The 16,187-nt window shown below is 72.5% G+C and carries 19 protein-coding genes; 10 read left to right on the forward strand and 9 right to left on the reverse strand.

What is annotated here, in order from left to right; all coding sequences use genetic code 11:
- The first annotated feature begins 8 nt into the window (after nucleotides 1-8).
- From ABZ479_RS25065 to ABZ479_RS25075, 3 genes are read left to right on the forward strand one after another with little or no spacing between them, the layout of a single operon-like run.
- A complete protein-coding gene (locus ABZ479_RS25065; RefSeq protein WP_500463640.1) occupies nucleotides 9-398 on the forward strand; it encodes an Asp23/Gls24 family envelope stress response protein in 390 nt (129 codons plus the stop codon).
- Nucleotides 395-1,006, forward strand: coding sequence for a DUF6286 domain-containing protein (locus ABZ479_RS25070; protein WP_500463641.1), 612 nt, complete (start codon nucleotides 395-397; stop codon nucleotides 1,004-1,006). The genes ABZ479_RS25065 and ABZ479_RS25070 overlap by 4 nt, the downstream gene beginning before the upstream one ends.
- A gap of 6 nt (nucleotides 1,007-1,012) precedes the next feature.
- Complete coding sequence (locus tag ABZ479_RS25075; protein ID WP_500463642.1) at nucleotides 1,013-1,582, forward strand: alkaline shock response membrane anchor protein AmaP; 570 nt, start codon at nucleotides 1,013-1,015, stop codon at nucleotides 1,580-1,582.
- Between the two features lie 36 nt (nucleotides 1,583-1,618).
- On the opposite strand, the gene ABZ479_RS25080 is transcribed toward ABZ479_RS25075, so the two are convergent.
- The 5 genes from ABZ479_RS25080 to ABZ479_RS25100 all read right to left on the reverse strand — a co-directional run bounded on the left by ABZ479_RS25080 (nucleotide 1,619) and on the right by ABZ479_RS25100 (nucleotide 6,498).
- Entirely contained in the window at nucleotides 1,619-2,380 is a 762-nt protein-coding gene (locus tag ABZ479_RS25080; protein ID WP_500463643.1) for an SDR family oxidoreductase, read from the reverse strand.
- A gap of 3 nt (nucleotides 2,381-2,383) precedes the next feature.
- On the reverse strand, nucleotides 2,384-4,177 hold the full coding sequence (locus ABZ479_RS25085; protein WP_500463644.1) for a glycoside hydrolase family 15 protein: 1,794 nt from the start codon (nucleotides 4,175-4,177) through the stop codon (nucleotides 2,384-2,386).
- Between the two features lie 59 nt (nucleotides 4,178-4,236).
- Nucleotides 4,237-5,067 carry an SURF1 family cytochrome oxidase biogenesis protein gene (locus ABZ479_RS25090; RefSeq protein ID WP_500463645.1) on the reverse strand — a complete coding sequence of 277 codons (831 nt, stop codon included), beginning with the start codon at nucleotides 5,065-5,067 and terminating at the stop codon, nucleotides 4,237-4,239.
- A 109-nt stretch (nucleotides 5,068-5,176) separates the two neighbouring features.
- Nucleotides 5,177-5,431, reverse strand: a complete 255-nt coding sequence (locus ABZ479_RS25095) for a metallothionein (protein ID WP_431963558.1) — start codon at nucleotides 5,429-5,431, stop codon at nucleotides 5,177-5,179.
- Between the two features lie 80 nt (nucleotides 5,432-5,511).
- Complete coding sequence (locus ABZ479_RS25100) at nucleotides 5,512-6,498, reverse strand: DEDDh family exonuclease (protein WP_500463646.1); 987 nt, start codon at nucleotides 6,496-6,498, stop codon at nucleotides 5,512-5,514.
- Nucleotides 6,499-6,768: 270 nt separating this feature from the next.
- Here ABZ479_RS25100 and ABZ479_RS25105 point away from each other — a divergent pair, with 270 nt between their 5' ends.
- From ABZ479_RS25105 to ABZ479_RS25115, 3 genes are read left to right on the forward strand one after another with little or no spacing between them, the layout of a single operon-like run.
- Nucleotides 6,769-7,617, forward strand: coding sequence for a sterol desaturase family protein (locus tag ABZ479_RS25105; protein WP_500463647.1), 849 nt, complete (start codon nucleotides 6,769-6,771; stop codon nucleotides 7,615-7,617).
- Entirely contained in the window at nucleotides 7,614-8,297 is a 684-nt protein-coding gene (locus ABZ479_RS25110; protein ID WP_500463648.1) for a lysoplasmalogenase, read from the forward strand. The genes ABZ479_RS25105 and ABZ479_RS25110 overlap by 4 nt, the downstream gene beginning before the upstream one ends.
- Nucleotides 8,282-9,325 carry a zinc-dependent alcohol dehydrogenase family protein gene (locus ABZ479_RS25115; protein WP_500463649.1) on the forward strand — a complete coding sequence of 348 codons (1,044 nt, stop codon included), beginning with the start codon at nucleotides 8,282-8,284 and terminating at the stop codon, nucleotides 9,323-9,325. The genes ABZ479_RS25110 and ABZ479_RS25115 overlap by 16 nt, the downstream gene beginning before the upstream one ends.
- Before the next feature lie 84 nt (nucleotides 9,326-9,409).
- Here ABZ479_RS25115 and ABZ479_RS25120 read toward each other — a convergent pair whose 3' ends face one another.
- On the reverse strand, nucleotides 9,410-10,942 hold the full coding sequence (locus tag ABZ479_RS25120) for a S8 family peptidase (RefSeq protein WP_500463650.1): 1,533 nt from the start codon (nucleotides 10,940-10,942) through the stop codon (nucleotides 9,410-9,412).
- A gap of 302 nt (nucleotides 10,943-11,244) precedes the next feature.
- Between ABZ479_RS25120 and ABZ479_RS25125 the strand changes: the two genes are divergently transcribed.
- The 3 genes from ABZ479_RS25125 (at nucleotide 11,245) to moaA (ending at nucleotide 14,359) form a co-directional block, all read left to right on the forward strand.
- A complete protein-coding gene (locus ABZ479_RS25125; RefSeq protein WP_499606229.1) occupies nucleotides 11,245-11,643 on the forward strand; it encodes a DUF485 domain-containing protein in 399 nt (132 codons plus the stop codon).
- Nucleotides 11,640-13,277: a monocarboxylic acid transporter gene (locus ABZ479_RS25130; protein WP_499606230.1), complete on the forward strand. Its 1,638-nt coding sequence runs from the start codon at nucleotides 11,640-11,642 to the stop codon at nucleotides 13,275-13,277. The genes ABZ479_RS25125 and ABZ479_RS25130 overlap by 4 nt, the downstream gene beginning before the upstream one ends.
- 92 nt (nucleotides 13,278-13,369) lie before the next feature.
- Complete coding sequence (moaA, locus tag ABZ479_RS25135; RefSeq protein WP_500463651.1) at nucleotides 13,370-14,359, forward strand: GTP 3',8-cyclase MoaA; 990 nt, start codon at nucleotides 13,370-13,372, stop codon at nucleotides 14,357-14,359.
- On the opposite strand, the gene ABZ479_RS25140 is transcribed toward moaA, so the two are convergent.
- Nucleotides 14,342-14,575, reverse strand: a complete 234-nt coding sequence (locus tag ABZ479_RS25140; RefSeq protein ID WP_500463652.1) for a hypothetical protein — start codon at nucleotides 14,573-14,575, stop codon at nucleotides 14,342-14,344. The genes moaA and ABZ479_RS25140 overlap by 18 nt on opposite strands.
- 182 nt (nucleotides 14,576-14,757) lie before the next feature.
- Nucleotides 14,758-15,129 (reverse strand): DUF3099 domain-containing protein, encoded by a 372-nt coding sequence (locus ABZ479_RS25145; protein ID WP_500463653.1) that lies wholly within the window; start codon nucleotides 15,127-15,129, stop codon nucleotides 14,758-14,760.
- Nucleotides 15,130-15,307: 178 nt separating this feature from the next.
- On the opposite strand from ABZ479_RS25145, the gene ABZ479_RS25150 reads away from it, so the two are divergent.
- A complete protein-coding gene (locus ABZ479_RS25150; RefSeq protein ID WP_499606235.1) occupies nucleotides 15,308-15,589 on the forward strand; it encodes a GlsB/YeaQ/YmgE family stress response membrane protein in 282 nt (93 codons plus the stop codon).
- Between the two features lie 34 nt (nucleotides 15,590-15,623).
- Here the strand turns inward: ABZ479_RS25150 and ABZ479_RS25155 are convergent, their stop codons facing one another.
- Nucleotides 15,624-16,175: an RNA 2'-phosphotransferase gene (locus ABZ479_RS25155; RefSeq protein ID WP_500463654.1), complete on the reverse strand. Its 552-nt coding sequence runs from the start codon at nucleotides 16,173-16,175 to the stop codon at nucleotides 15,624-15,626.
- Between the last annotated feature and the right edge of the window lie 12 nt (nucleotides 16,176-16,187).

The following is a 16,187-nucleotide window of genomic DNA, read 5'->3' on the forward strand; positions in this document are numbered from 1 at the left end:
CCACGAAGATGACGGCCGCGGCGCCGGCGCCGACGCCCCCCTCACCGCCGCACGCCCCCGCGGAGCGCGGCTCGCTGCGCCTCGCCGACCGCGTGCTGGCGAAGATCGCCTCCCAGGCGGCCCGCGAGGCCCTCGCCGACGCCCCCGGACGGGAGTACGTGCCGCGCGGCGCGCGCCCCCAGGCCGGCGTCTCCGTCCACCGCGAGCAGGTGTACGTACGGCTCTCCGTCGAACTCGGCTACCCGGTGGACATCGCGGCGGTGTGCCGGTCGGTGCGCCGCCATGTCATGTTCCGTGTCCAGGAGTTGACGGGCGTCGCGGTCCTCGGGGTGACCGTGGAGGTCGAACGCCTGCACTCGCGGGCCGTCCACCTCGCGCAGGAGGCGAGGGTCCGGTGAACGAACCCGCCCCGGCGCCCCTCCCGCCGGCCGAGCCCCAGCCGCCCGCACCGGCGCGGCGCCGCTCCCGCGCGCGGCGCTTCTGGTCCCCGCGCCGGCTCCCGGCCGCGGTCACGGCCGGGCTCCTGGCCCTCCTGGCCGGGCTGCTGCTCTACGACATCGCCGCGGTACGCGCCGGACGGCCCGGGACGGCCTGGCGCCGGGCCCTCACGGAGCAACTGGCCACCCGCCCGCTGGACGACCCGTGGATCCTCGCCGGGGCCTGCGTGGCGGTCGTGCTGGGGCTGTGGCTGCTCGTCCTCGCCGTCACCCCCGGGCTCCGCGACGTCCTCCCCATGCGCGCCGGAACGGCGCCCGTACGGGCCGGACTCGACCGCCACGCCGCCGAACTCACCCTGCGGGACCGCGCGGTGGAGGTCTCCGGGGTGCGCTCGGCGCGTGTCACGGTCACCCGCCGCACCGCGACGGTGCGTGCCGTGATCGCCTTCCGGGAGACGGAGGTGGTCCACGCCGAACTCGTGGCGGCCCTGAACCAGGCCGTGGAGCAGCTGGGCCTGGCCCGGCCGCTCGGCCTCGCGCTGCACGTCCGCCGTGTCGGAGAGGGGTGAGGCGCCGTGCGCGCCACTGTCAACCGGGTCGTCCTCGCCCTCACCGGGCTGCTCCTGGTGCTGGGCGGCACCGTTGTGCTGTGCTCCGCGACGGGACTGCTGCACCGGCCGTACACGGGGCGGGACGACGTGCTGCTCAGCGAGGGCGACCGGACCCGCTACGAGGGCACCTCGTGGTGGTGGCCGGTGGTGATCGGCGTGCTGGCCCTGGCCCTGCTGTGCGCCCTGTGGTGGCTGCTCGCCCAGGTGCGCGACCGCAGGCTGCGCCGGCTGGCGGTGGACGCCGACGAGGACGGCCTGGTCCTGCTGCGCGGCCGCGCCCTGGAGGAGATCATCGCCGCCGACGCCGAGCAGCTCCACGGCGTCGACCACGCCACCACCGCGCTCATGGGCACGCCCACCGCACCCCGCGCCCGGCTCCAGCTCGCCCTGTCCCCGCACGCCGTCCCCGGCGACGTCCTCGCCGCGCTCGACTCCGCCGTCCTCGACAGCGCACGCGTCAGCGCCGGCCTCCCCCTGCTCCCCGCCGAGGCCCGCCTGCGCGCCGTCAGTCACCGCGCGGCCCGCGTCAGTTGACCGCCGCGGGGGCGGACGTCCACGCCGGGACGGGGCTCAGAAGCCGCTCCGGGCCCCGCCGTCCACGGGGAGCATGATCCCCGTCAGGTAGGACGCCGCGGGCGACAGCAGGAACGCCGCGGCACGGCCGAACTCCTCCGGGGTGCCGTAGCGGCGCAGCGGGATGCGCTCGCTGAGACGGGCGCGGGCGGCCTCCGCGTCGCCGGTGCGGGCGTCGAGCTCGCGCACGCGGTCGGTGTCGATCCGGGCGGGCAGCAGCCCCACCACGCGGATGCCGCGCGGCCCCAGCTCGTTGGCGAGGTTCTTGGCGTAGCCCGCCAGGCCCGGCCGCAGCCCGTTGGAGACCGCGAGCCCGGGGATCGGCTCGTAGACCGAGCCGGAGAGCACGAAGCCGATGACGCCGCCCTCGCCGAGCTCGTCGGCGGCCGCCCGGGACAGCCGTACGGCACCGAGGAAGACGGACTCGAACGCGGCACGCCACTGGTCGTCCCCGATGACGTCGGTGTCGCCCGCGGGCGGACCGCCCACGCTGATGAGGAAGCCGTCGAGCCTGCCGAACGCCCGCCGGGCGGCGGCGACCAGCCGTTCCGGCGCCTGCGGTTCGGCGTTGTCGGCGACGACGCCGGTCGCCCGATCCGCGCCGCCCAGAGCCGCGACGGCGCCGGCCACCGACGCCTCGCCACGGCCGCCGACGACCACCCGAGCACCGTCGGCCGCCAGTTCCCGCGCGGCGGCGAGGCCCAGCCCGCGGGTCGCGCCCGTCACGACGTACACCCTGTCCTTCAGCCCGAGGTCCATGCGTCATCGTCCTCCGTCGCGACCGGACAGCGTGAGCGCGGTGTTGACCAGGCCGATGTGGCTGAACGCCTGCGGGAAGTTGCCCAACTGGCGCCGCTCGACCGGGTCCCACTCCTCCGCCAGCAGGCCGACGTCGTTGCGCAGGCCCAGCAGCCGTTCGAACAGCTCGCGGGCCTCGTCGACGCGGCCGATCCGGTGCAGCGCGTCCGCGAGCCAGAACGAGCAGGCCAGGAAGGCGCCTTCGCCGCCGGGCAGCCCGTCCACGCTGCTGTCCTCCAGGGTGTAGCGCCGGACGAAGCCGCCGTGGTCCAGTTCCCGCCGTACCGCCTCCACCGTGCCCACCACCCGGCTGTCGGTGACGGGCAGGAAGCCCACCTGCGGGATGAGCAGGGTCGCCGCGTCCAGCTCCTTGGAGCCGTAGTACTGGGTGAAGGTGTTGCGCTCCCGGTCGAAGCCCTTGCGGCACACCTCGCGGTGCACCTCGCTGCGCATCGCCCGCCAGGAGTCCGCGTCGCCCGACAGGTGCGGCTGGTTCTCCAGGGTGCGTACCGCCCGGTCGGCCGCCACCCACGCCATCACCTTGGAGTGCACGAAGTTCCGCCGTTCGCCCCGCACCTCCCACAGGCCCTCGTCGGGCTCGTGCCACTTGGTCTCCAGGAAGTCCATCAGCGTGCGCTGCACCGCCCAGGCGTGCGGTTCGTCGCGCAGCCCGAAGCTGCGGGCGAGGAAGAGCGAGTCGAGGACCTCGCCGTAGACGTCGAGCTGGAGCTGCTTGGCCGCGGCGTTGCCGGTCCGCACCGGCAGGGACGCCTCGTACCCCGTCAGCCAGTCCAGTTCCTCCTCCGGCAGCCGGCGCTCGCCCGCCAGCCCGTACATGATCTGCAGGTCGGAAGGGTCGCCGGCGACGGCACGCAGCAGCCAGTCACGCCAGTGGTAGGCCTCCTTGAGGTAGCCGGTCTCCACCAGCACGTTCAGGGTGAGCGTCGCGTCGCGCAGCCAGCAGAAGCGGTAGTCCCAGTTCCGCACCCCGCGGATCTCCTCGGGCAGCGAGGAGGTCGCCGCCGCGGCGATGCCGCCGCTGGGCGCGTACGTGAGCGCCTTGAGGGTGATCAGCGAGCGCAGCACCGCGTCCCGCCAGGGACCTTCGTAGCGGCACTTGGCCGACCAGGACTCCCAGTCGGCGCAGCTCTGCTCCAGCGCCCGGAAGGGGTCGATCAGGCGGGGCCGGCTCTCGTGGGAGGGGTGCCAGGTCAGGACGAAGGCCACCCGCTCGCCCTCGGCGACGGTGAAGTCGGCGTACGTCGCGAAGCCCTTGCCGTACATGGGCACCTGGGGTTCGGTCCGCAGCCACACCGAGTCCGGCCCGGCGATGGCGACGCGGTGGCCGTCGGTGCGGCGCACCCAGGGGACGACCCGCCCGTAGTCGAAGCGCAGCCGCAGCTCGCTGGTCATCGCGACGCTCCCGCGCACGCCCTCGACGATGCGCATCACGTCAGGGGCCCGGTCGCGCTGCGGCATGAAGTCGATCACCTTGACGGCGCCGTCCCGCGTCTCCCACACGCTCTCCAGCACCAGGGTGCCGTCGCGGTAGGCGCGGCTCGTGCAGGGCTCCTCGCGCCAGGCCGAGTCCGGGGCGATCCGCCAGTTGCCGTTGTCCTCGTCGCCCAGCAGTGCGGCGAAGCAGGCGGGGGAGTCGAAGCGCGGCAGGCAGAGCCAGTCGAGGGAGCCGCTCCGGGAGACCAGGGCGACGGTCTGCAGGTCGCCGATGATCGCGTAGTCCTCGATCAGTGCCGCCACGGTCGGCCTCCGTCTCTCCCTCGTACGAGGGTCCCCGCTCTACGAGGGTGCCCCCGGCGCTAAGGCGACGCGACCGCAGCGACGGCAGGCTCCGCCGTACCGCCCGTCTCCTCCGGAGCCGCGTCGAGGGCGGCGAGCCGCTCCCGCCGCTCCCGGCGGACGAGGATGACCCAGCCGACCGGCACCATGGCGGTGAACAGCCACCACTGGATCGCATACCCCATGTGCATGCCGATGCTGCCGTGGTCGGGGTCCGGGATCAGTTCGGGCTGCCGCCCCGAGGGCTTGGGGGAGGTCGTCGTCAGCTCGACGTAGCCGCCGACCGGTCGCTCCGAAGAGGGCAGCTCCTCGGCCACCAGCGTGCTGTTGATCAGCATGATCATGCGGTCGGGCAGTCCGCCCTTGTTCCGGATGCCGGTCGCCGCCGTGGTCTCGTCCGGGCGCAGCCGGCCGGTGACGGTGACCTCGCCCGACGGGGCCGCCGGGACCTTCGGGACCTTCGTCAGGTCGGTGCCGGCCGGGATCCAGCCCCGGTTGACCAGCACCGACCGGCCGTCGGCCAGGACCAGCGGGGTGATCACGTGGTAGCCGATGCTGTCCCCGTCGGCGGCGGTGCGCTGGCGGGCGACGACCTCGTGCGCGGTGTCGTAGTGCCCGGTCGCGGTGACCGTGCGGTAGACCTCCCGCTTCGGCACGGCCGTGCCGGGGGCGGTCAGCGACTCCACGGGGACGGGCTTCGCCTCCAGGTTGTCCGCGATCAGGTGGTTGCTGGCCACCCGGCGCTCGTGCCGGTGCAACTGCCAGTAGCCCAGCTTGACCATGACGGGCATCAGGAGCAGTCCGATGAGGGTGAGGATCACCCACTGCCGGGACAACAGGAAGCGGTACACCCCATGACCGTACAACTCGGTCGCGGGGCGCTCTCCGGAGGGGTCGGGCGGTTGCCGTGCCGGGGTCACCGGCCGTCACCGGGACCGTCGGTCGCCGGCGGCGCCGCGGTCAGCCGCCACCGGGCAGCGAGCCGACCCGGTCGACGATGCCGCTGCGGCCCTCCGCCTTCGAACAGTGACCGCCGCAGTACCAGTGGCCGTCGACCTCGACCCCGTGGCCGACGATCCGCACCCGGCAGTGCTCGCAGATGGGCGCCATCCGGTGGATGGCGCACTCGAAGCTGTCGAAGACGTGCACGGCCCCCTGGGCGTGCACTTCGAAGCTCATCACGTAGTCGTTTCCGCATACTTCGCATCGGGCCATGAGGCCCAGGGTGCGGGCCGGGCCCTGGTGCGGCAATCGGTGACCGGGTGCGTCGCGGGCGCACCACTCGAACGGCGGCGTCAGCCGTGCACGTCCGGCGCGGGGGCGACGTCGCCCAGCAACCGGGCGAAGCGGCGCTCGTCGACGACCGGGGTGCCGAGCTGCCGGGCCCGCACGGCCTTCGTGGTGAGCGAGTCGGGGTCGTTGGTCACCAGGAGGCTGGTCAGCCGGCTCACCGAGGACGACACGTGCAGCCCCGCCTCGGTGGCGCGGTCCTCCAGCAGCTCGCGGTCGATGCTCGTGTCGCCCGAAAAGGCGACCCGCATCCCCTGGACGAGGGGTCCCCCGGACTCCAGCCGCCCCGGGTTGGGGTAGGGGCAGGCCGGCCGCCGCCGCGAGGGGCGCCAGCTCATCGGCCGGTACGTGCTGCGGTAGCCCGCGGCGGCCGACTGCGCGGGGGCGGCCGTGTCGATCCACTCCGTCAGCGGGCGGCAGGCGTGCAGCGGCAGCTGGAGTCCGCCTGCCGCGGCCTGGCGCAGGCTGGGCCGGAACACCTCCGCCAGCACGCGTGCGTCGTCCAGCGCGTGGTGGGCGCGCTGCTGGACGACGCCGAAGTGCGCGGCCAGGGACTCCAGCTTGTGGTTGGCCAGCGGCAGCGCGAGGGCCTTGGAGAGCACGATGGTGCACAGCCGGTGCTGCACGGGCGCCACGGTGCCGGCCCGCGCGAACTCCCGGGCGAGCATGGACCAGTCGAAGACCGCGTTGTGGGCGACGAACACCCGGTCCGACAGCCGTTCCGCCAGCTCGGCGGCGACCTCGCCGAAGAGCGGGGCGTCGGCGAGCATCTCCGAGGTGAGGCCGTGGATCCACACCGGGCCCGGGTCCCGCTGCGGGTTGACGGGGGTGTACCAGTGGTCCTGCACCTCGCCGTGCGCGTCCAGCCGGTAGACGGCCGCGGACACTATCCGGTCGTCGCGGCCGAGGCCGGTGGTCTCGACGTCCACGACGGCGTATCCGTCGGGGTAGGCCTCTGGCCACGACGGTTGCGGAAGCTGGGGCGCGTGCATGGAGGAACACAATACGGGCGGCCACCGACAGTACTCGCCGCCACCCGGCCCTGGCGCACCGTCGGATGACTCCGCGGACGGGCCGCCCGGGACGGCGTGCCCGAGGCGTGACGCGGCCGTCCGCCTCGTCAACCACCCGCCCCACGGGCTTGGTTGGGCAACCGCCCCGGCGGGGCCGGCCGGCCGTGCGGATTACCGCCGGTACCCCCGGGTAGAACCGATCGGTAACGACCCCTAGCCGGGGCCGCCACGCGCCCTTAAGGTGCGCGCATGCCGCAACTCCCCGATGCCGTGATGTGGTCCATACCCGCGTTCGTGCTGCTCACCGTCCTGGAGCTGATCAGCTACCGGATCCATCCGGACGAGGACGCCGTCGGGTACACCGCCAAGGACACCGCGACGAGCCTGTCGATGGGACTCGGCAGCCTGTTCTTCGACTTCCTCTGGAAGATCCCGATCGTCGCGGTCTACACCGCCGTGTACGAGCTCACCCCGTTCCGGGTGCCCGTGCACTGGTGGACGATCCCGCTGATGCTGGTGGCGCAGGACTTCTTCTACTACTGGCAGCACCGCGGCCACCACGTGGTCCGCATCCTGTGGGCGAGCCACGTGGTGCACCACTCCAGCCGGAACTTCAACCTCTCCACCGCGCTGCGCCAGCCGTGGACCGGCATGACGTCGTGGGTGTTCTACCTGCCGGTGATCGCCTGCGGGGTGCACCCGGCGGCACTGGCGTTCTGCTCCTCGCTCAACCTCGTCTACCAGTTCTGGATCCACACCGAGCGCGTCGACAGGCTGCCGCGCCCGGTCGAGTACGTCCTCAACACCCCCTCGCACCACCGCGTCCACCACGCCTCGCAGGGCGGCTACCTGGACCGCAACTTCGGCGGCATCCTGATCGTCTGGGACCGGCTGTTCGGGTCCTTCGCGGCGGAGGGGGAGCGTCCGGTCTTCGGCCTCACCAAGAACATCGCCACGTTCAACCCGCTGCGGGTGGCCACCCACGAGTACGCCGCCATCGCCCGCGACGTCGCCGGCGCCCGCGGCTGGCGGGACCGCGCGGGCCACGTCCTGCGCGGCCCCGGCTGGAGTCCGCGGGGAGAGGAGCCGGCGGCGTGACGCGGGAGCGGGCCGCCCGTGCGGCACTGGCCGTCTTCGCGGTGGCCGCCGCCGTGCACCTGGCCGCGCAGCTCGCGGGCTCCGCGACGGCCGACCACCTCACCAAGCCCGTCCTGGTGCCGCTGCTCGCGGCCTGCGCGGCGCTGCGCGGCGGCCCCCGGCTGCTGGTCGCGGCGTTGCTGTGCGGCTGGGCCGGGGACGTGCTGCTGCAGCTCGGCGGGGACACGTCCTTCCTCGCCGGGATGGGCGCCTTCGCGGCCGGGCACGTCTGTTACCTCACACTCCTCACCGCGCGCGGGGCCTTCGCCGACCGGCGCCGAGCGGCCGTGACGGCGGCCTGCTACGCGGTCGTCTGGCTCGCCGTGCTCCTCGTGGTGTGGTCCGGTCTGCCCTCCGGGCTGCGGATCCCGGTCGCCGTGTACAGCCTGCTGTTGACGGCCACGGCGACCGCAGCGGCCGCGTCCGGCCGGCGGGCGGTCGCGGTGGGCGGGGCGCTCTTCCTGCTCTCGGACACCCTGCTCGCGACCCGGCTCGCCGACTTGCCGCAGCTGCCGGCGGCCGGCTTCTGGATCATGTTCACCTACCTCGGCGCGCAGTTCCTGCTTGCTACCGGCCGGTACGGTGGTACGACCCCATTCGCACCAGCAGCGAGGACGACCTCCGTATGCGCGCCACCGTGATCCACGCCCCCCACGACATCCGGGTGGAGGAGGTGCCGGACCCGGCGGTCCGGCAGCCCACCGACGCGGTGGTGCGCGTGGTGCTGGCCTGCATCTGCGGCAGCGACCTGTGGGCGTACCGCGGTGAGTCGGCCCGGCAGCCGGGACAGCGCATCGGGCACGAGTTCCTGGGCGTCGTGGAGGAGACCGGCTCCGAGGTGTCCGGGCTTAAGCCCGGCGACCTGGTCGTCTCGCCCTTCGTGTGGTCCGACGGCACGTGCGCCTACTGCGCGGAGGGCCTGACGACCTCCTGCCCGGCCGGCGGCTTCTGGGGCCAGGTCGGCTCCGACGGCGGCCAGGGCGAGGCCGTACGCGTGCCGTTCGCGGACGCCACCTTGGTGCGGCTGCCCGCGGAGGCGCTGTCCGACGAGCGCCTGCTGGCCGGTCTGCTCACCCTTTCCGACGTGCTGGGCACCGGCCACCACGCCGCGGTCGGCGCTGGTGTGCGGCCCGGCGCCACCGTCGCGGTGGTGGGCGACGGCGCGGTGGGCCTGTGCGGGGTGCTCGCCGCCCGGCGGCTCGGCGCGGAGCGGATCATCGCACTCGGCCGGCACGAGGACCGCACCACCGTCGCCCGCGCCTTCGGGGCCACCGACGTCGTCGCCGAGCGCGGCGAGGCGGCCGTCGCGGCGGTCCGTGAACTGACCGGCGGACACGGCGCCCACGCCGTCATCGAGGCCGTCGGCACCGAGCAGTCGATGCGCACCGCGGTCGCCGTCGCCCGCGACGGCGGCGCCGTCGGCTACGTCGGCGTCCCGCACGGCAGCGGCACCGGCCTCGACCTGAGCGACATGTTCGACCGCAACGTCTCCCTGCGCGGTGGCGTCGCCCCGGTCCGCACCTACATCCCCGAACTGCTCCCCGACATCCTCGACGGGACGATCGACCCGTCCCCGGTCTTCGACCTCACCGTCGGCCTGGACGGAGTCCCGGGCGGCTACAAGGCGATGGACGAGCGGATCGCGCTGAAGGTCCTCGTCAGGGCCTGACCCGGTCCGGGACGGTGGAGCGCCCGGCGGGTATCCCGCCGGGCGCTCCCCTTGTGCCGGGTACGACGCGTCACCCGCGAGGCGTCACCTGGTGACGGCGTCCAGGGCGTCGACGACGCCGTGGCCGTAGAAGCTGTTCACGTGCCGCCCGGTGGTGCAGGTGGCGTCCTGCACTCCGTTGCCGTCCGGGTCGTACAGCCCCGTCGGGCAACCCGGGTCGTCCGCCTGGGCCTTGAGCATCCACTGCAGCTGCTCCGGCGAGGCGTGCGGGTGGCGGCTCTTGATCAGCGCGGCGACGCCGGCCACGTGCGGGCTGGCCATCGACGTTCCCTGCAGGTAGCCGTAGGTGTTGCCGGGCAGGGTGGACAGGATGCGTCCGTTGGCCGAGGGCGTGGCGGGGATCTGGTAGCGGTCGCCGCCGGGGGCCGCGACGTCGACGACGCCCAGGCCGTAGCTGGAGTAGTACGACTTCAGCTTCTGCACGCCGGTCGCGGAGACGGTGACCACGCCCGGCAGCTGGGTCGGGATGTCCCAGCAGACGTGCGGGTCGATCGTCCGGGTGACCGGGGTGGTGTCGTCGGGGCTCGTCGCGTCCACGATCGCGTCGGAGTCGAGGTCGTGGTTGGAGTTGCCCGCGGAGGCGACGTTCAGCACGCCCTTCTTGTGGGAGTACTGCGCGGCCCGGTTGACGGCGTCGACGATGGCCCGCTGGTCGGGGTCGCCGAAGCAGTTGTAGAGCCACGGGTCGATGTAGTAGCTGTTGTTGGTGATCTCGACGCCGTGGTCGGCGGCGAAGACGAAGGCGCAGACCACGCTCTCCGGGAAGAACAACTGGGTGACGGGGTCGGCCACCTTGATGGAGGCGACCTTCACACCCGGGGCGACGCCGGCCACGCCCATCCCGTTGCGCGCCGCGGCGATCTCACCCGCGACGTGTGTGCCGTGGTAGGCGTCCGGCGTGTACGGACGCCAGGCGCCCGGGCTGGTGTCGGCCTTGCCGCCCACGCAGTTGGCGGACTGTGAGGCCGAGAAGTTCGCGGTCAGGTCCGGGTGGGTGTCGTCCACGCCGGTGTCGATGACGGCGACGGTGACCTTGCGGCTGCCGGGGTTGATCCGGGCGGCCTTGTCGGCCCGGATGGCCGGCAGGTCCCACTGGTCCGGCTCCATCGGCTCCTGCCCGGCGGTGGCCGCGGCCTTCGCCCGCGCGGCGTCGGCGGCCGTGATCTCCTGCACCGCGCCCAGCTCCGTCGTCGACGCCGTGGACAGCGCGGCCGTACGGGTCGCCCCGGCCGTCTGCACACCGCGGACCTTGCGCATCTCGCCGGCGAACGCGGGGTTGGCCGAGTGGGCGACGATCACGCCGATCCGGTCGTAGGTGGTGACGACGTCACCGCCGTTGCGGGACACGGCCCGCTCGACGGACTTGACGGTGCCCCGGTCGGTCCTGGTGTTGACCACGTACGACAGCGAGGGGCCGTCGTACACGGCACCGCCGCCGCCCGAGGCGGATCCGGCGGTGGCGGCCGAGGCGGCGTTCGGCAGGAAGGCGAGGGCACTCGCCACGGCGAATCCGATGGGTAGCGCGAAGGCGCGGCGCCGTCCGGGCAGTGGAGCCATGGGATCTCCAATCGTCCAAACACCCGTCCAGCCGGGCAGGGTTGCCCTTGGACGGGTACATGACGCTGGAAGCTATCGCCGCCGTCCACGCGCTATCAATGGATTGGTAAAGAAAGCTCAAGTTCCGGTTGCCGAAGAAGAACCAGTTTTCAACTACCGCCCTCTGTCGAAGGCCGTGGTCGCGCCTCTACCATGCGCGGGTCCGATCTTTACGTGACGTAGCTCACGTCGGCGCCGTGTGCGCCGACGCGGGTCGCGTCGCCCGCTCATGCCCGCTCAAGCTCCGCCCCACAGGAGGCATCGTGGACCCCGCACGACCTTCGGCAAGCTCCGGTCCGCCGTCTGCCGACTCGTACGCCGAGGTGCAGGCGAGCGCGGAGTTCGCCCAACTGCGCCGCTCATACCGCTCGTTCGCGTTCCCGCTCACGTTCGCGTTCATCACCTGGTACCTGCTGTACGTCCTGCTGTCGAACTACGCCGGCGGCTTCATGGACACCAAGGTCGTGGGCCACATCAACGTCGCCCTCGTCTTCGGGCTCGCGCAGTTCGCCACCACCTTCGGCATCGCCGTCTGGTACTCCCGGCACGCGAACGCCAAGCTCGACTCCCGCGCGGACGCCATCAAGGCGCGCCTGGAAGGCACTGGTTCCAGGGGCGCCGACGACACCGACGACACCGAGAGCACGGAGGCCACCGCATGACCGCGCTGCACACCACGGGAGTCCAGGTGGTCGCGGTCGGCGCGAGCGAGCACCGGCCGCTGATCATCACCTTGTTCTCGGTCTTCGTCGTCGCGACGCTCGGCATCACCGTCTGGGCGGGCCGCCAGACCAAGGACGCCACCGACTTCTACGCCGGCGGACGCTCCTTCAGCGGCTTCCAGAACGGCCTGGCGATCTCCGGCGACTACATGTCGGCCGCGTCCTTCCTCGGCATCGCCGGTTCCATCGCCCTCGTCGGCTACGACGGCTTCCTCTACTCGATCGGCTTCCTCGTCGCCTGGCTGGTGGCGCTGCTGCTGGTCGCCGAACCGCTGCGCAACTCCGGCCGGTTCACCATGGCGGACGCCCTCGCCTTCCGGCTGCGGCAGCGCCCGGTGCGCACGGCCGCGGGCATCTCGACCATCGTTGTCAGCATCTTCTACCTGCTGGCCCAGATGGTGGGCGCGGGCGCACTGGTGGCCCTGCTGCTCGGCATCACGGGCGAGGGACCGCGCCGTCTGATCGTCATACTCGTCGGCGTCGTCATGGTGCTGTACGTGACCATCGGCGGCATGAAGGGCACCACCTGGGTGCAGATGGTCAAGGCGGTGCTGCTGATCGGCGGGACCCTGCTGATCACCTTCCTGGTCTTCGCCAAGTTCAACTGGAACCTGTCCTCGCTGCTGGGCGCGGCCGCGGAGAAGAGCGGCAAGGGGGCGGCCTTCCTGGAGCCGGGGCTGAAGTACGGCGTCACGGCGACCTCGAAGATCGACTTCATCTCGCTGGGCCTGGCCCTCGTCCTCGGCACGGCCGGCCTGCCGCACATCCTGATCCGCTTCTACACCGTGCCCACCGCCCGGGCCGCCCGTACCTCGGTGAACTGGGCGATCGGCATCATCGGCTGCTTCTACCTGATGACGATCGCGCTGGGCTTCGGGGCCGCCGCGCTGCTCACCCCGGAGACGATCACCACCTCCAACGCGGCCGGCAACACCGCGGCCCCGCTGCTCGCCCAGGAGATCGGCGGCGGCGCGGACTCCACGGGCGGCGCGATCCTGCTCGCGGTGATCTCCGCGGTCGCCTTCGCGACCATCCTGGCGGTGGTCGCGGGACTCACCCTCGCCTCCTCGTCGTCCTTCGCGCACGACCTGTACGCCAACGTCATCCGCAAGGGCACGGCGAGCGAGAAGGAGGAGGTCGCGGCGGCGAAGATCGCCGCGATCGCCATCGGGGCCGTGGCGATCCTGCTCGGCATCTTCGCGGGCAAGCTCAACATCGCCTTCCTGGTCGCCCTGGCCTTCGCCGTCGCGGCCTCCGCGAACCTGCCGACGCTCCTCTACAGCCTGTTCTGGAAGCGCTTCAACACCACCGGCGCGCTGTGGAGCATCTACGGCGGTCTGATCACCTCCGTGTTCCTGGTGGTCTTCTCGCCCGTGGTCTCGGGCAAGGCGACCGCGATGTTCCCCGGCGTCGACTTCCACTGGTTCCCGCTGGAGAACCCGGGGATCATCTCCATCCCCGTCGGTTTCCTGCTCGGTGTGGTGGGCACGCTCCTGTCCAAGCCGGAGGAGGACGCCGACCGCAAGTACGCGGAGCTGGAGGTCCGGTCCCTCACCGGAGCCGGGGCACATTAAACAGACTGTTGAACGTCAGTGCCGTCCCGTAGGCTGCGAAGTAACGGGACGGCACTGTCGTCCCACCACCGACCCGTACAGGGAGGCGCGCCGTGCTGATCGACACCTACGGCCGGATCGCGACCGACCTGCGGGTCTCGCTGACCGACCGGTGCAATCTGCGGTGCACCTACTGCATGCCCGAGGAGGGCCTGCAGTGGCTCGGCAAGCCCGAGCTGCTCACCGACGACGAGATCGTCCGGCTGGTGGGGATCGCCGTCACCCTGCTCGGCGTCGAGGACGTCCGCTTCACCGGCGGTGAGCCGCTGCTGCGTCCCGGCCTCGTCGGCATCGTGCAGCGCTGCGCCGAGCTGGCGCCCCGCCCCAAGCTCTCCCTCACCACCAACGGCATAGGCCTCGCCCGGACCGCGGCGGCGCTGCGCGGGGCCGGGCTGGACCGGGTCAACGTCTCCCTGGACACCCTGCGTCCCGACGTCTTCCAGACCCTGACCCGCCGCAAGCGGCACGAGGACGTCGTCCGCGGCCTCGAGGCCGCCCACGCCGCGGGTCTGACCCCGGTCAAGGTCAACACCGTGCTGATGCGCGGCGTCAACGACGGCGAGGCCCCCGAGCTGCTGGCCTGGGCCCTGGAGCGCGGCTACGAGCTGCGCTTCATCGAGCAGATGCCGCTGGACGCCCAGCACGGCTGGCAGCGCAGCGACATGGTCACCGCCGAGGAGATCCTGGAGAGCCTGCGGACCCGCTTCACACTGACCCCCGAGCCCGACGGGGCCCGGGGACACGCCCCCGCCGAACGCTGGCTGGTGGACGGCGGCCCCGCCCGGGTCGGTGTGATCGCCTCCGTCACGCGGCCCTTCTGCCGGGCCTGCGACCGCACCCGCCTCACCGCCGACGGTCAGGTGCGCAACTGCCTGTTCGCACGCGAGGAGACCGATCTGCGGGCCGCGCTGCGCTCCGGCGGCTCCGACGAGGAGGTCGCCGAGCTCTGGCGGAAGGCGATGTGGGGCAAGAAGGCCGGCTCCGGCCTCGACGACCCCACGTTCCTGCAGCCCGAGCGGCCCATGTCAGCCATCGGCGGCTGAGCTCTTCTCCCACTCCTCGAAGCGCACGACGTCCTTCAGGAAGCCGCGGACGCCCAGGAACGACGACAGGTGTTCGCGGTGCTCCTCGCACGCCAGCCAGGTCTTGCGGCGCTCGGGCGTGTGGATCTTCGGGTTGTTCCAGGCGAGCACCCACACGGCGGGGGCGCGGCAACCCTTGGCGGAGCAGATCGGCGATTCGTCGTTCACGAACCCCATCCAAACATGGCGACGCCGGGCAGCCACGGGGGGAGCCGCCCGGCGTCGGTCCGTCGCTCCGACGGGGGATGCGGAGCGCGTACGCAGTATGTCACGCACCATGGCCCGCAGTGCAGGGGATCCCCATGATTGATCTGAGGTTTTCCTGAGCTTCGGAGCGGGGGATGAACCGGTGCAAAGGTTCAGACCTGACCGGAACGCGGGCGTCCGTCGTCCTCCGGGATCCGCTCCGCCGGCAGGTGCGTCTCCCCGGTCCCCCCGGGGCCGAGCGCCGGCGGCACCGGCGGCGCGACCCGCGCCGAGGGCAGCCCGGGCGCGTTCTCCCGGCCGGCGTTGGCGATGACGACCGCGACGTAGGGCATCACCAGGCCGAGGACCAGCGCGATCCAGGCCAGGGGCGCCGAGACGTGCCACAGCACGACCGCCAGGATGAAGGACACGGTGCGGACCGACATCGAGATGATGTAGCGCCGCTGCCTTCCGCGGACGTCCTCGGTGAGCCCCGCCGCGGTCCCGGTGATCCGGAAGACCTCGGTACCGCTCCGCTTCCGCATCACGTTCCACCACCTGCTCGAAACGCCGGAAGCCACCCGGTTCCGGCACGGTCCACGTTACGCCGCGGGTCTGTCACAGTGGAGACCGGGGAGGCCGCCCGTGTGTGACGGCACCCGCCGTACGGCGTATGGCCGCCTTCCGCATGCGGCGTACCCAGGCCGCACCGAGACTGGCCGCATGAACTGGTTCTGGGCGATCATCGTCGGCATCGTGCTCGGCTTCCTGGCGAAGCTGCTCCTGCCGGGGAAGCAGGACATCCCCTGGTGGCTCACCATCATCTGCGGCATCCTCGGCGCCTTCCTGGGCAACGCGGTCGCCGGATGGGTCGGGGTACGGCACACCAGCGGCGTCGACTGGACCCGTCATGTGCTGCAGATCCTGGGCGCGATCCTCGTGGTCGCCGTGATCACACCGCTGTGGGCCTCGATCCGCGGCAGGCGCCGGCGGACGGCCACCTGACGGGGCGTCCGGCCTCCAGACGGGGGCGTGCGGCTCAGAGGACGTGCTGCCGCAGATGCGTCGGCGGCACGAGATCGGTGAGCCACACCCCGTTGGCGCTCACCCGGAAGACGTGACCCGCGGCGGCCAGCCCCGCGGCGTCCACCTCCAGCACCACCGGACGGCCGTGCCGCGTACCGACGCGCACGGCCGTCTCCACGTCCGCGGAGAGGTGGACGTCCTGCCGGGACATCGGCTTGAGCCCCTCGCGCAGCACCACCGGCAGGGTGGTGCTCGCCGTGCCGTGGAAGAGGACGGCCGGCGGGTCCGCCGGGGACAGCCCGAGGTCGACCCCCACCGAGTGCCCCTGGCTGGCCCGGATCCGCCGCCCGTCCTCCGAGAAGGCGTAGCGCTTCTTGCTGTTGTTGGCCACGACGTGGTCGAGGTCGGCGCGCGAGAAGTGCCGGCCCGACCGGCGGGACGCGGCGATCAGCTCGTCCACGTCCACCCAGCCGGCCGGGTCGAGGGTGATCCCGATCGAGGCCGGGTCGTGCCGCAGCACCCGCGCCAGGAACTTCGAGACCTTGACCGTCTGCTTCTCGTTCATCGCCCCACCCGT

It is taken from the genome of Streptomyces sp. NPDC005722 (assembly GCF_040630935.1).
Taxonomy (GTDB): Bacteria; Actinomycetota; Actinomycetes; order Streptomycetales; family Streptomycetaceae; genus Actinacidiphila.

Excerpts from the sequence above, each read along its gene's own strand:
- ABZ479_RS25115 (WP_500463649.1), top strand. The coding sequence starts at position 8,282 with ATGCGCGCCACCGTGATCCACGCCCCCCACGACATCCGGGTGGAGGAG.
- ABZ479_RS25130 (WP_499606230.1), top strand. The coding sequence starts at position 11,640 with ATGACCGCGCTGCACACCACGGGAGTCCAGGTGGTCGCGGTCGGCGCG.
- ABZ479_RS25120 (WP_500463650.1), bottom strand. The coding sequence starts at position 10,942 with ATGGCTCCACTGCCCGGACGGCGCCGCGCCTTCGCGCTACCCATCGGA.
- ABZ479_RS25155 (WP_500463654.1), bottom strand. The coding sequence starts at position 16,175 with ATGAACGAGAAGCAGACGGTCAAGGTCTCGAAGTTCCTGGCGCGGGTG.
- ABZ479_RS25100 (WP_500463646.1), bottom strand. The coding sequence starts at position 6,498 with ATGCACGCGCCCCAGCTTCCGCAACCGTCGTGGCCAGAGGCCTACCCC.
- ABZ479_RS25065 (WP_500463640.1), top strand. The coding sequence starts at position 9 with ATGACGGCCGCGGCGCCGGCGCCGACGCCCCCCTCACCGCCGCACGCC.
- ABZ479_RS25140 (WP_500463652.1), bottom strand. The coding sequence starts at position 14,575 with ATGGGGTTCGTGAACGACGAATCGCCGATCTGCTCCGCCAAGGGTTGC.
- ABZ479_RS25150 (WP_499606235.1), top strand. The coding sequence starts at position 15,308 with ATGAACTGGTTCTGGGCGATCATCGTCGGCATCGTGCTCGGCTTCCTG.
- ABZ479_RS25080 (WP_500463643.1), bottom strand. The coding sequence starts at position 2,380 with ATGGACCTCGGGCTGAAGGACAGGGTGTACGTCGTGACGGGCGCGACC.
- ABZ479_RS25095 (WP_431963558.1), bottom strand. The coding sequence starts at position 5,431 with ATGGCCCGATGCGAAGTATGCGGAAACGACTACGTGATGAGCTTCGAA.
- ABZ479_RS25145 (WP_500463653.1), bottom strand. The coding sequence starts at position 15,129 with ATGCGGAAGCGGAGCGGTACCGAGGTCTTCCGGATCACCGGGACCGCG.
- ABZ479_RS25105 (WP_500463647.1), top strand. The coding sequence starts at position 6,769 with ATGCCGCAACTCCCCGATGCCGTGATGTGGTCCATACCCGCGTTCGTG.